Here is a 13998-nt window from a genome sequence, read left to right on the forward strand (position 1 = left end):
ATTTATTTAATTCTGATGGATCATTAGTTGAGGATAAGGTATCTCAATTCCTTCTTGATCAAATCTTGCTTTTATTAGTTCTTGTAAGTAATCCTTTGTAGCACTTAACATATCATTTTTTACCCATGCTTGTAATTTAAGCTCTACAGCGGAAGCTGTAAAATTGTTAATAACCACCTTTGGCTCCGGATCGCTGAGCACTTGATCACATTGATTAGCAATTTCAAGTAACATTTTTTTAATTAAAGTAATATCGCAACTATAAGCTATATTGATAATAATCTCAGCACAACGAGTGGGAAAATAACTTAAGTTAGTAATTTCAGATTTAATCAATGTCTCATTAGGTATACGTACTAATTTGCCATCTGCTGAACGAAGTTTTGTTGATAACAGATCAATAGATACAACAACACCAGTAATGCCTTTCACATCAATAGTATCCCCCACCCGGAAAGGATGCTCAAATAGTAAAAATAAACCACTAATTAGATTTGAGGCAGCTGTCTGAGATGCAAAACCTAGGGCGATAGTAATAATACCAGCAGTACCTAATAAAACTTTTAAATTAAAACCTAATTCTTGAAAAGCATTAATAAAAAAGAGCCCTAATAAGATATAAAAAATTAATCGCTGGGCAAGCATAGCTTGATGTTGCGAGAAGTGTTTATCAACTGCTCTTTGTACGAGAGTGCTAACTTTTTTAGCAATAAAGTAGCCAATACAGATGCTACCTAGGGCATAAAGAATGTTAATTGAGGGCAAATAATTAAAAGCATTCACTTCGCTATTCCTAATTAAATTTCTAATTATGCCATACTCTATACGTCTTAAGATAATTAAACATTAATTTGACTATACTTAAAAAAATAAGAACTTTTCATAGTTAGGAGCCTAACTTCTTATTTAGACAAGCTAAATTAATGGTTAAGTTTGCGTATTTGCGTAATTGACTATAACGGACTAAGCTTTTGTTGTGCATCGCAACATCTAGGGAGAGAACTATGAATCAAGAATATTTTAAACGTTTAACTCAAATAATTAGGAATGTGCAGCGGCCTTTACAGGCAATGACTGAGCTAAATATTAAAACAATGCGAAATTTAAGTTACCTTAAACCTGATGAGTTAGTTCGTATTAAGCCTGAAGAGTTATTTGAAAAACAAGTTACATTAGCTATCGAAAATGGCCATAAGACTCTTGATTATATGCAAAAAACTTTTCAAATACTTGAGGAAGCTCTTTTTGCATCAAATGATAAGTTACGTGAAACAACTGATTCTATGGCTGACATGACTTATCCCGGCAATAATATGGGAGTAGGCAGCGCTGCAGCGAACCCTTCTAGTATGATGATGGATATGGCTCAAACTGTTTTTGATCCTATGTCTAATCCTATGATGAATGCTGCTAGAGAAGCCTTTAATCCTACTATTCCTATGGAAGAGTTAGCCAAAGCGACTTCTAGCCGCTCTAGTAGGCAAGGTCAATCTAAAGCTAAACATGCTAGTTCAGCTAGTAAATCAAAATCGGGTGGCACGCAGAAGAGACAAGCTAGTTCAGCTAGTAAATCGAAATCCGGTGGTAGCACGCAGAAAAAACAAGCTAGTTCAGCTAGCAAGTCAAAATCTGGTGGTAGCACTCAAAAAAGACAAGCTAGTTCAGCTAGTAAATCGAAATCCGGTGGTAGCAATCAAAAAAGACAAGCTAGTTCAGCTAGTAAATCAAAATCCGGTGGTAGCACGCAGAAAAGACAAGCTAGTTCAACTAGTAAATCAAAATCCGGTAGTAGCACGCAGAAAAGACAAGCTAGTTCAGCTAGTAAATCGAAATCCGGTGGTAGCACCCAAAAAAGACAAGCTAGTTCAGCTAGTAAATCAAAATCTGGTGGTAGTACGCAGAAAAGACAAGCTAGTTCAGCTAGCAAGTCAAAATCTGGTGGTAGCACGCAGAAAAGACAAGCTAGTTCAGCTAGTAAATCGAAATCCGGTGGTAGCACCCAAAAAAGACAAGCTAGTTCAGCTAGTAAGTCAAAATCAAATGGTAGCAAACAAAAAAAACAACACGCTTCTAAACAGAGTAAATCTTCAATGAGAACGCCTTCAATAGGGGCTTCTTCAATGAGGCATACTTCATTAGGTGATATCTCAAGAGCAGCAAGATAATAATACAGAAGCATAAGCGGCATCTTGCTGCTTATGCTTCTTGATATTAACTAAAATATTTTTTAGTCTTACTATAATTATTTATTAAACAAAAACTTATTGCTTAATTTTAACTTTAATAAAGTTAAAATATTCTACTGGCGAAATATTTTTTTTGCCAAATTTATTGAAATTTATTTCATTTCGTGTAATATTTGTCCACCTATGAAAAAACAACTACTCTATTTCTTCATTCTGGCCTTAAGCGTTGTTGCAGGTTTTGTTATATGGACAATGCATCAACAACCGGCACCGCTTATGCTTAAGGAATCTTCTTTTGCTAAATTGCCTGGCTGGAATGAGGCTAATGTTAAAAAATCGCTATCAGCTTTTCAGCTTTCCTGTAAGACCTTCTTGCGGCAGAATCCTGAGCGAGCAGTAGGCAGTCAAAAAATTCCTCTCAAGGTTAAAGATTGGTATCCTGCTTGTCGAGAAGCCTTAGCGCTTAATGAAGCGAGTGAAGAGACTGCACGTAACTTCTTTCAAAAATGGTTTAAACCTGTAGAATTTTATGAAAAAGAGACAGTTCATGGCCTTTTTACAGGTTATTATTTACCTCTGCTGCATGGTAGTTTAGTTAAAACTACTGAATATAATGTTCCAATTTACGGTCTACCCGCAAATTTAGTTACTATTAACTTAGGCGACTTTAGTCCAGATCTTGCTTCAAGACGAATTGTAGCACGCATTGAAAATAATAAGGCTTTACCCTTCTATGACCGTAAGGCAATTAATAAAGGTGCTCTTAAAGATAAAGCCCCGGTTCTTGTGTGGGTTAATAGCCATATAGATAGATTATTTTTAGAAATTCAGGGTTCAGGTATAGTTGAGCTTCCTAATGGAGAGCGTCTTTATTTAGGTTATGCAGGAGAAAACGGCGCCCCGTATACACCGATAGCACAAGTTTTAATAGACCGCGGTATAATGACTAAGGACAATGCATCAATGCAACGCATTCGTTCCTATTTAGAAGCCCATCCTAAGGAGATTGAACCAGTCATTAACCATAATAAGTCATTTGTTTTCTTTAAAATTTTAAAACATACAGCTGCTATGGGTGCTCAAGGTGTTACTCTAACCCCAGGTTACTCACTCGCTGTAGATCGAAAATGGATTCCTCTAGGTGCGCCCTTATGGCTAGACACAACAAGGCCTAATCCTCCACACCCAGACGAACATAAAAAGTTACAACGCCTGATGATAGCGCAAGATACAGGCGGTGCAATACGTGGGGTAGTTCGTGGCGATGTATTTTGGGGAGCTGGCGATAAAGCAACCTTTATTGCTGGAAATATGAAAAATAAAGGTCGCTATTGGTTATTATTACCTCGGCATACAGTTAATGCACTGCTTCCCAAAACAATTGCTTAAGTTTTTATAAATATAATTTTTATTTACGAATCACTAAATGATTTCCTACATTAACTTTTTTAGCTGTATCTAGAATGGTTCGAAGAAAATTAGATTCTAACAGACTTATTATAACTCTATCGTTTTCTTCATTGGGTGTATCTTTAGTAGGAGCATCTTTTGTAGGGCTGTCTTGCTGAATAGGTGTGTTAATAGTAGGCGCTGGTGCTTTTAACGCTTCTTCAAGACTAATAAATTTGTAACCATTTTTTTCATACATATCCAGAATATCACCTAGGAAATGACTATTTAATAAATTAGCGTGAATTAATAAAATTTGTTTAGCATTTTCTTGGTGTTGTCTTTGAGCACGTGCCTCAGCTCTTAGTGTTTGACTCCAAATGTAATCTAAATATTGTTTTTTTATACGGGGTAAATTTTGCGGGCGAAGTCGATAAGGAATAGCAAATAATCTTGCATTAAATTGATAATCTTTACTATCGATAGTTATTGGCGCAATTGTGTAATGATGCTGGGCTAAATAATCATAAACTTTTTGACGTTTATCACCCGTGCTTTCAGCTAAATAGGGATAACGGAAATATCTAGGGCCGTTAAAAAGTGGCTCAATAATTTTATCAGCTCTATCAACATCAGCAATATATTTTTCTGCAGGTAAATTATTTAAGCTTTTATGCGAATAGGTGTGATTACCTAAAATGAAGCCTTTTTCACGGAATAACTCCAGTAATTGCCATTGATCTTTTTCAATCGAGCCTGCAATAATAAAACCCGTTGCAGGCACTTTATGATCAAGTAATGCCTGAACTAGTTGCAAAAATCGATCATGTTCCCTTTGTAAATTAGCCGGTTTACCATGTGTTGAACCGACAAACGGTAAATCATCAATTGTAATTGCAATCTCTTTTGTCTGTCCAAAACAAATAGAATAAAGGAGACTAAACCAAAATATGAAGGTTAGCTTTATTTTGTACATTGCAATTTCCCTATTAGTGATAATTTTCCTGATTTAACCTAAAAATCGCAACTACTTATTAGTATTATCATAAATTAAAGTTTTAACAATAGATCAGATACTTGTAAATTCTATCCAATGCAATTTCCATAACTCATAAAGAAATTGCTGGTTTTCTTTTTTATCGACGAATTGAGCTAATTCCTTTAATGCTAGACAGCGATGGTTAGCAAGTTTTCTTATTAAGTCTGGATTAATACTATTTGTTTCCCAACAATCACCATTAATGTATAAAATAGGTAAACCCGTTTCCTCATCATTAATATAAGCAAAACGACATACAGGATTACGTGCTAGTTGTTTAGCTTTTTTTAATTTACTGAGAAATTGAGTTAAATTCCTTTTTTTATTGGCGTTAGGTAATAATGATTCTGCTTGCCTATCTAAGTTAGTAATAAAACTACCAAACCATCGACTTATTAAAATATCATCTGCAAGCACTGTTTGTAATAATTCTTGAGCTTGCTGGTAGGCCTGTTTAGGAATTTCTGCAGGCGCTTTTAAATTAAACCATAATGGGTCTTTATATAACAAATCATTTTTTTTATGCTCTAATAAGTACTCACTTAAGCTATCCCACATTTCAGAAGACGTGTAACTTCGATAGCCGAAAGAATAAGTTAGGCAATCATTTGATGACGCTATACCGTAATGACCTATATGAGGAGGAAGATAAAGCATATCACCTTCTTGTAAAAGAATTTCTTGCTCAACATCAAATTGTTTCATGATGCGTAGTTCAAGCTCAGCTATGTAATTCCCAGGATTACAATTTTTTGTAGTAAGTAACCATTTTCTAGAACCTTGGGCCTGATATAAGAAAACATCATAATTATCATAATGTGGTCCCACACTACCCTGCTCTACTGCATAACTAATCATAACATCATCTACACGCCATTGTGGTAGAAAATTAAAATGATCGAGTAAAGCAGCCACTTCAGGAATAAACCGATCCACACCCTGTACAAGTAAAGTCCAGTGTGATTTAGGTAACTTGGTGAAATCCTTTTCTATAAATGGTCCGCGTTTTAATAGCCAATAAGGCGGTTTTTCGGTGTTTCTACTACTATACGACTCTCTATTTCATCTTCCATCGCTAAACCTGCTAATTCATCGCCTGACAAGGGCTGTCTGAAATTAGGTAGGGCATTTTCTAAAACAAGAGGCTTTTTCTGCCAATAAGTATTTAAAAAGTCACTTACTGTTAACGTTTTAAAATTTATCATTCATCTACACCTGTATTTATTTATAACCTGTTGAGAAATAATCATTAACTTAGATAGCTAAGATAATAAACTTAAAAATTATCTTTTTTTTATCACTATATAAGGTATTATATATGTACTTTAAATGAATTAATTGTCTATAATTTATACTGTAAAAACCATTGGAGGGTCGACTTATGGCTACTTCAGCGATTAAACAAATTAGTCTATTACCAAGTCTTATTATCTCATCCATTATACTTGCTGCAACTGCAAGTGGAAAAGTCAATGCCGAACCAGTCAATTCTCAATTGAAAGGTACCCAACTTGCTCATTGGCATGGTGGTTGGTATGGTCATGGCTGGTATGGTCCACCTAGAGTTCGTTGGTATGGTCCACCTAGAGTTCGTTGGTATGGTCCTGGCCCTGGTTGGTATGGCCCTGGCTATCGTTGGATAAATACAGGCCCATATTTTGGTGGCTGCAATAAACGCTGTTTTATTAACCGATGGAATCGGCTTGTCTGCGTTACGCGATGTTTTTAAGTTAGCTTTAACCAGTACATGATTCTAAATTAGAAAAGTTACTGAATCGTTATTTTTTGTACTAATTTAGTTAGTAAAAAGTAGCTAAAATATAGCAGTAACTTTTCTTTTCAAAAATTAAAACCTTCTTTTATTCTAGAAGTTAAAATTTATTTCTTAAATGTAAAACCAGTTTAATTTTTAATTGCTAATGCTAGTCTAATGGACGTGATTAAATTAAGACAATAGCGCTATTTCTTATAACTAAATTAATTAATTTATTATCAATAACTTTTAATAAGCGATGTAATAAATTTTATTTGGTTTGTAATCATTACGAACAAACAGAATGGTTGCCTCACTGGCAATTTTCTTCAATTTGTAATTGAACAGGAATCATATATGCCTAGATTTAATTTTTTTACAAAAATAGATTCAAAAAAGCCCATTAGTGTTCATTTTCCAGATAGTAAAATTCAAACAATCATAAGTGAAATTGAAGAACTTAAACGATCAGAAAATTCTTTTCTATTAATTCAATTAGTTAAACAAAAAAGAACCGCTTTTTTAAGGGAAATTCACGCAGCTACTGACTTAAATAAACGAGATAAATTAATCCGTTCTTATTTAAATTTTGCCAAAACGCTTGAGTCATGTCTTTTTGACAATAAGAATGCTTTTAAATATCTAATCAAATACTATACCTCATTTGATTATCACTTGATCCCTTTAGATAATAATTTTCATAAGCAAGCCGACCCTTATATAAATAATCAAGAAAATAATCTTGCCGTTACCGGCACTATTCTTAGTTTAAGCATACTTGTCCTAAGCGGTATAGTTTTAGGTGCAGGTTTTCCTGTCCTTAGCTTGATTGGCTTAGGTCTTGCTATTACGGTCCTTCTGCCTAGTTTGTTTTATTTAGCAGTTGAAACATTGCCTAAGCAAATTAAAACATTTAAAGCTGAGGTAGAGCTCTTTAAAGCTGCAATCCATACCGATCTCTCTCAGTCTGAGTTGGAAAATATCAATCCAGATATGAGGGAAGACAATATGATAATGGTTCATTAGCCATTGAGCTTAGCTTATACCTTGAAAACAGTCATATTTCATACATGAAAATTTATTAGTTTTCAGCTATTATTAGCTTTTTTAATTCAGGAGCAGATGTATGAAAGTAGGTCATGATAGCCTATCAACACAATCTCAATTACAAGTTAATGATAAAACTTACTATTACTTTAGTCTGAAAAAAGCTGAAGAAAACCATTTTCCTGGTATAAGCCGCCTACCCTATTCACTTAAAGTTTTATTAGAAAATTTATTACGTTTTGAAGATAGTAGTACTGTTACTCCTGATGATATCAAAGCACTCGCTCATTGGATCAATACTAAAACGTCTCAACATGAAATTGCTTATCGTCCTGCTCGTGTATTAATGCAAGATTTCACAGGTGTACCAGCTGTAGTTGACTTAGCTGCAATGCGTTCTGCACTTCAAAAAATGGGTGGAGATGCTACAAAGATATCACCTTTATCTCCTGTTGATTTAGTGATTGACCACTCAGTCATGGTTGATCGCTATGCAAGTAAAGATGCATTAAAAGTTAATACGGAAATTGAAATTAAACGTAATAAAGAACGCTATGAATTTCTACGTTGGGGCCAGCAGTCTTTTGCCAATTTTCAAGTTGTACCGCCCGGTACCGGAATCTGTCATCAGGTTAACTTAGAATATTTAGGTAAAGCTGTTTGGAGCAGTGAAGATAATGGGCGGCTTTATGCTTATCCTGATACTTTAGTAGGTACCGATTCTCATACTACCATGATTAATGGCTTAGGTGTTCTGGGCTGGGGTGTGGGCGGAATTGAGGCTGAAGCAGCCATGTTGGGCCAACCTGTTTCTATGTTAATTCCAGAAGTCATTGGCTTTAAATTAGTGGGTAAATTAAAAGAAGGGATTACGGCCACTGACTTAGTTTTAACTGTAACTCAAATGTTGCGTAAAAAAGGTGTTGTTGGCAAGTTTGTTGAATTTTATGGCCCAGGCTTAGCAGCTCTGCCGCTTGCTGATCGAGCAACCATTTCTAATATGGCGCCAGAATATGGCGCAACGTGTGGGTTTTTCCCCGTTGATCAAGAAACATTAAACTATCTTAAATTAAGCGGGCGAGATGAAGATACAATTACGCTTGTTGAAGCTTATTGTAAAGAACAGGGTATGTGGTATAGCGAGCAAACAGAAGATCCTATTTTTACAGATACATTACAGCTTGACTTAGCAACAGTTGAGCCTTCATTGGCAGGGCCAAAACGTCCTCAAGATAAAGTTAATTTAATGACTTTGCCACAGGAATTTAACCACTTTTTACAAGAAGCAGGTAAAGAAAACGAAAAAGATTCTAAGTTTCCTGTTAAAAGTACTGACTATTCACTACAGCATGGTCATGTAGTTATCGCTGCCATTACCAGCTGTACTAATACATCCAATCCTAGTGTCATGATGGCAGCAGGGCTTATTGCTAAAAAAGCTGTTGAGAAAGGTTTAAAGCGTAAGCCTTGGGTTAAATCATCCTTAGCACCAGGCTCCAAAGTAGTGACTGATTATCTGAAGCAGGCTGGACTTCAGACTTACCTTGATGAATTAGGATTTAACTTAGTTGGGTACGGTTGTACAACCTGTATTGGTAATTCAGGGCCATTAAATGAACCTATTGCAGAGACTATTAATAACCACGATTTAGTAGTCAGCTCCGTCTTATCGGGTAACCGAAATTTTGAGGGGCGGGTTCATCCTCAAGTTCGTGCTAATTGGTTAGCCTCACCCCCGTTAGTGGTTGTTTATGCATTATGTGGTACAACCACCAAGGATTTAAGTAAAGAACCTATTGGTCAAGATAGTGCAGGTAATGATCTTTTCTTAAAAGATATTTGGCCTACGAATCAAGAAGTTGCTGCTGAGGTTGCCAAAGTCACTGGGAAAATGTTTAGAAAAGAATATGCTGAGGTATTTCAAGGTGACGAACAGTGGCAAGCAATTAAAGTAAACAGTGGTATCACTTATGAATGGGATGCAAACTCTACCTATATTCAGCATCCTCCCTTTTTTGAAAATCTATCGCCAGAACCACAGCCTATCAAGCCTATAAAAGACGCTTTTATTCTAGCATTATTAGGTGATTCGATTACCACAGATCACATTTCTCCGGCAGGATCTATTAAAGCCAATTCGCCTGCTGGTTTGTATTTAAAGTCAAAAGGGGTAGAAGAAGCTGATTTTAATTCTTATGGTTCAAGACGAGGTAACCATGAAGTTATGATGCGTGGAACGTTTGCCAATATTCGTATTCGCAATGAAATGGTTCCCGGTGTTGAAGGGGGATTTACCTGTCATATCCCCTCAGACAGTAAACTAACCATTTATGATGCTGCCATGTTATATCAGGCAGAAAATCAGCAGTTAGTGATTATTGCTGGGAAAGAATATGGTACGGGTTCTTCTCGTGACTGGGCAGCAAAAGGAACTAATCTCTTAGGCGTTAAAGCGGTGATTACTGAAAGCTTTGAACGAATTCATCGTTCAAATCTTATTGGGATGGGCGTTCTACCATTGCAATTTTTAGAAGGAACGACTAGAAAAACATTAGAATTAAACGGTACAGAACGCATTAGTATTGAAGTTAATGATACTTTGCAACCTGGTGCGCAATTAACTATGTTAATTAAGCGACAAAATGGCCAAGAAGAAGCAGTGCCCGTACTATGCCGTATTGATACAGCTAATGAGCTTGAATATTATCGTCATGGTGGAATATTACAATATGTACTCCGTAATTTAAGTTAATTACTGTACTGTTTGTTTAATCTGTATTAAAGTTGCGCCTGCGTAGCTATAAGCTAAGTAGAATCCTTAGCTTGTAGCTATTAACCAAGAATAAATAATAGGCGTTCTTCAAATCCCCTGCTGCAATTGGCATTAGGACATAGAGCCACTGTATCTAAAATACATGCGGTCGCATACTGCCCTACTTAGAAACTGGTGCTGCAGTAGTCTTTTGAAAGAAGGCTTGTAAATTATTTATGTAAAAACCGATTAATATTAGCTGTACCCAAGGATTTTGCATGTACCCTTCCAAAAAAGTACTCTCTGTTTTTTCATTAGTCATGATTAATGTTATTGCTGTTGATAGCCTCCGTACACTACCAATGAGTGCAAAACTAGGTTTACCTTTAATTACTTACTATATCGTTGCAGCAATAACTTTCTTTATTCCTGTTGCTCTAGTTGCAGCAGAGTTAGCAACGGCTTACCCTAGAACAGGCGGTATTTATGTTTGGGTACGAGAAGCGTTTGGACAGCGTGCCGGGTTTATCACAATTTGGTTACAATGGATTTATAATGTGGTTTGGTACCCAACTATTTTAGCATTTATTGCTGCCACTTTTTCTTATCTTTTTGCACCTGAACTTGCTAACAATAAAGTGTATTTATTAATTACCACAATAGGGCTGTTTTGGTTATTTACACTTTTAAATTGCTTTGGGATGCGTTTATCAAGCTGGATAAGTACCATAGGTGCCATTTTTGGTACAATATTGCCTATGCTTCTTATTATTGGGCTAGGTATAATTTGGTTAGTTCAAGGTCGACCTAGTGCGGTTAATTGGTCTAGTTCATGGTTACCAGACTTTAGTAGTTTAGGTAATTTATCTCTCTTTGCAGCTGTTTTATTTGGTTTAATTGGTGTTGAAATGTCTGCAGTACATGCAGAAGAAGTTAAAAACCCACAACGAGACTACCCTAGAGCCATTCTTTATTCAATTTGTATTATATTCTTAACACTTGTTTTAAGCTCGCTTGCTATTGTTGTTGTTGTTCCTAATGCTAAGCTTAGCGTCGTTTCTGGTTTAATTGATGCGTTCGCTATTTTCTTTAGCCATTATAATATGACATGGATGACCTTTATCATCGCCCTATTAATAATCCTTGGGGGTTTAAGCGGGGTTTCTGCCTGGATTATCGGCCCAACCAAAGGACTTTTAATTGCGGCCCGCGATGGCTCATTACCACCCTTATTTGCCCAAGTTAATGAATATGGCTCACCTACGCCTATTTTAATTATTCAAGGCATTATTTTTACTTTACTAACAAGTGTATTTATCTTATTTGATTCTATTAATGCTGCCTATTGGTTACTTAGTGACTTATGTGCCCAAATGGCTTTATTAGTTTATATTTTTATGTTTGCTGCTGCTATAAAATTACGCTATAGCCAACCTGATCTTCCTCGCGTTTATAAGGTTCCCGGCGGTAATGTGATGATGTGGGTAATTTCTTTAACAGGGATAATGTGTTGTATATTAGCCATGCTAATTGGCTTTGTTCCACCAACACAAATTCCTATTGGAAACGTGGCTTTCTTTGAAGCATTTTTAATTATCGGGCTTATTGTTTTTGTTGCCATTCCATGGTGTTTGGCAAAAAAAGCTAAATAGCAGATTAGGCCAAACGATAGAAATCATTTGCAAAAAATTACGATTGTATAATTGAACCGTTGATCAAATTGTATATTTGTCTATATGAATTTACTCAAACGACGTTCATGCATAAATTAGATCTTCCAACCTTCTAGTATGCAATTTACTAGTGCCATTTTAAATGGTTAATATCGAGTCAATTTGATTGATTATTAATATTTCCTTAAGTTTTTTCAAATAAAATTATTTTTCCTTTTCTTAATTTACCTCTATATGACTCATGTAGTAATTTTTGGGGCAGCACCGAGTGGACTATATTTAGCAAGTAAACTAAGACGAAAAGGAGTACAAGATATTCGAGTTTTTGATCCACGAGCAGGCAATTATGGCAGGCCTGGCGCTATTGATTCTGGATTATTTAACTTAGCAGAACAAGGTCTTAAAGCTACTCTTCCGCCTGCAAAGTCTGTTCATATTAGAAATATTGAGAAAAGTTTATACCAATATTCACTTTCGCAGAATATTTCAATTGAGAAAAAACAATTTGTTCGTTTTGCGGAAACGATGAACGGTGTTGTCGTTGCTTATAAAAATAAAGACGATGAGTTAATAGAAGAATTCATTGCTTGTGATTACGTATTTGACTGCACAGGCACTAAACGCGCGTTAGTTTCCGAGATAAATAGAATAAAAGAGTCTAAAGGTATTGCCAAACCTTTTGAAGTGACGCCTGTTTCCAAAGATGTGGTGATTAAAAATCATCTAATAGCTTATCTAAAGTTAGATCAAAATACAGCTTCTTTAGCAGATAATACAAGATACCCACAAAATACGTTATTGTTTAAAAGAACACCTTTAGAGTATACAAGGGCAATAGAGAAATTACGTCAATTTGGTTGGACTGAATTTGCATTTCCTTACTGCTATAACACACCGTTTAAAGAGGGTAAGTCGTGTATTTATGTTGAGTGTCCAGATAATCTTCCGCTTAGTCAAAAAGAAGCTTGGCTAACTACCGTATTAAAAATTGTTACTCATCAACAAGCTATTCAATTTGAGCAGTTGAATTCAAAAAATGGTCATCCTAAGCCTAATTTTTGTGTTTTTGCCGTTAACCCCAAACGCTTAAATTGCTTTACTTATCAAGAACAGGATTTACCTAATTTAGTCGTCTTAGGCGATGGTCAGATTGAACCCAATTATACTTTAGGCCACGGTATTCGAGGTGCATTCGAGCGCATTAACATTCTCGTTGAAGGAATAATTATTTATAATAGAAAAATAACGTCTCTGAATTTCTCGAATTATAACTACAATGTTAATCGAGCTATTAAACACCATGAGCAAGAATTAATTGAGCATTATCAACAAAGAAAACGTTATTTTAGGCAAGCCGTTTATGAAGCCAAAGGATATTATCAGACAGCTATTTCTCAAGCCAGTAATGAAGAAGAAAGGCAATATCTATCAGAAAGGCTAAATGAGATTTTAGCACGAACTGCCTATTATGCTGTTATAGAAGCTATGAACTCTAATGCAACCGAAGATTCCTTGGGCGAACTTCTTGCTATGCGAGATTCAGTAGTCGAGCATATAGAAAAATTAACTCAATTTGAGCAGCAAGAAGCAAGAAGTCAATTACAATTATTAGTAAATGTTTTTACAGGAGTTGGCAATGAACTCTTTCAAGAGGGTAACTTCTATTTTGCAGTTAGAGCCTATGAGGAAGCTCTGGCAATCTATTCTATGCACAAAAAAATGAATCAATCAGAGAAATTCAGCTTATATGGGGAAATTGTTCTTAGTTACCGTAAATTAAATCAATTAGAAAGTGTTTTTGCAAAAGTGCAAGAAGCCCTTAGTCACCCCGAAAAGCCAACTGAATCTATCAAGAAAAAGATATTATTTCACTTCGTTAAAGCAACTTATGAGAATATAGGGTTATATAATTTACCCGATCAGCAACTTAAAATTCTAACTAATTTTGTTGACATATATAAGCCGCATCAAGATTTTATAGATAAGCATCTTGCGGTTAGCTTAATGATGGAACTAAAAAAAATAAATGAAATTATGCTTTCTTCTAAGGTTAGCGACCTTTTCTCAGCAATTTTATTAAATTCACAAGACCAGGTTCAAAATAGCAATAAAATTTAAAATTATAAAGATGACACACCTTTTTCTTTTTATAAAAGAGT

Annotated in this window: 9 protein-coding genes and 1 pseudogene; 7 read left to right on the forward strand and 3 right to left on the reverse strand. The window is 35.4% G+C overall.

Annotated elements, in window-relative coordinates:
• Nucleotides 1-6: 6 nt before the first annotated feature.
• Complete coding sequence (locus ACQUW5_RS06785; RefSeq protein ID WP_444990467.1) at nucleotides 7-783, reverse strand: mechanosensitive ion channel family protein; 777 nt, start codon at nucleotides 781-783, stop codon at nucleotides 7-9.
• Nucleotides 784-1004: 221 nt separating this feature from the next.
• Between ACQUW5_RS06785 and ACQUW5_RS06790 the strand changes: the two genes are divergently transcribed.
• Both ACQUW5_RS06790 and mltA read left to right on the forward strand, forming a co-directional pair.
• Nucleotides 1005-2165 carry a hypothetical protein gene (locus ACQUW5_RS06790; RefSeq protein ID WP_444990468.1) on the forward strand — a complete coding sequence of 387 codons (1161 nt, stop codon included), beginning with the start codon at nucleotides 1005-1007 and terminating at the stop codon, nucleotides 2163-2165.
• Nucleotides 2166-2369: 204 nt separating this feature from the next.
• Nucleotides 2370-3575 carry a murein transglycosylase A gene (gene mltA / locus ACQUW5_RS06795; RefSeq protein WP_444990469.1) on the forward strand — a complete coding sequence of 402 codons (1206 nt, stop codon included), beginning with the start codon at nucleotides 2370-2372 and terminating at the stop codon, nucleotides 3573-3575.
• Between the two features lie 19 nt (nucleotides 3576-3594).
• On the opposite strand, the gene ACQUW5_RS06800 is transcribed toward mltA, so the two are convergent.
• A complete protein-coding gene (locus tag ACQUW5_RS06800) occupies nucleotides 3595-4551 on the reverse strand; it encodes a polysaccharide deacetylase family protein (RefSeq protein ID WP_444990470.1) in 957 nt (318 codons plus the stop codon).
• Nucleotides 4552-4644: 93 nt separating this feature from the next.
• A pseudogene (locus ACQUW5_RS06805) lies at nucleotides 4645-5819 on the reverse strand (JmjC domain-containing protein).
• A gap of 176 nt (nucleotides 5820-5995) precedes the next feature.
• On the opposite strand from ACQUW5_RS06805, the gene ACQUW5_RS06810 reads away from it, so the two are divergent.
• From ACQUW5_RS06810 to ACQUW5_RS06830, 5 genes are all read left to right on the forward strand, one after another.
• On the forward strand, nucleotides 5996-6343 hold the full coding sequence (locus ACQUW5_RS06810) for a hypothetical protein (protein WP_444990471.1): 348 nt from the start codon (nucleotides 5996-5998) through the stop codon (nucleotides 6341-6343).
• Nucleotides 6344-6724: 381 nt separating this feature from the next.
• Nucleotides 6725-7393, forward strand: coding sequence for a hypothetical protein (locus ACQUW5_RS06815; RefSeq protein ID WP_444990472.1), 669 nt, complete (start codon nucleotides 6725-6727; stop codon nucleotides 7391-7393).
• 100 nt (nucleotides 7394-7493) lie between these two features.
• Nucleotides 7494-10166: an aconitate hydratase AcnA gene (acnA, locus tag ACQUW5_RS06820; RefSeq protein ID WP_444990473.1), complete on the forward strand. Its 2673-nt coding sequence runs from the start codon at nucleotides 7494-7496 to the stop codon at nucleotides 10164-10166.
• Between the two features lie 278 nt (nucleotides 10167-10444).
• Nucleotides 10445-11818 (forward strand): APC family permease, encoded by a 1374-nt coding sequence (locus ACQUW5_RS06825; RefSeq protein ID WP_444990474.1) that lies wholly within the window; start codon nucleotides 10445-10447, stop codon nucleotides 11816-11818.
• Between the two features lie 255 nt (nucleotides 11819-12073).
• A complete protein-coding gene (locus tag ACQUW5_RS06830; protein WP_444990475.1) occupies nucleotides 12074-13957 on the forward strand; it encodes an FAD-dependent monooxygenase family protein in 1884 nt (627 codons plus the stop codon).
• The last annotated feature ends 41 nt before the right edge of the window (nucleotides 13958-13998 follow it).

This window comes from Legionella pelazae (assembly GCF_052527395.1).

Bases quoted from the DNA above. Each gene is read 5' to 3' on its own strand.
- ACQUW5_RS06790 (WP_444990468.1), top strand. From the start codon at position 1,005: ATGAATCAAGAATATTTTAAACGTTTAACTCAAATAATTAGGAATGTG.
- mltA (WP_444990469.1), top strand. From the start codon at position 2,370: ATGAAAAAACAACTACTCTATTTCTTCATTCTGGCCTTAAGCGTTGTT.
- ACQUW5_RS06800 (WP_444990470.1), bottom strand. From the start codon at position 4,551: ATGTACAAAATAAAGCTAACCTTCATATTTTGGTTTAGTCTCCTTTAT.
- ACQUW5_RS06810 (WP_444990471.1), top strand. From the start codon at position 5,996: ATGGCTACTTCAGCGATTAAACAAATTAGTCTATTACCAAGTCTTATT.
- ACQUW5_RS06815 (WP_444990472.1), top strand. From the start codon at position 6,725: ATGCCTAGATTTAATTTTTTTACAAAAATAGATTCAAAAAAGCCCATT.
- acnA (WP_444990473.1), top strand. From the start codon at position 7,494: ATGAAAGTAGGTCATGATAGCCTATCAACACAATCTCAATTACAAGTT.
- ACQUW5_RS06825 (WP_444990474.1), top strand. From the start codon at position 10,445: ATGTACCCTTCCAAAAAAGTACTCTCTGTTTTTTCATTAGTCATGATT.
- ACQUW5_RS06830 (WP_444990475.1), top strand. From the start codon at position 12,074: ATGACTCATGTAGTAATTTTTGGGGCAGCACCGAGTGGACTATATTTA.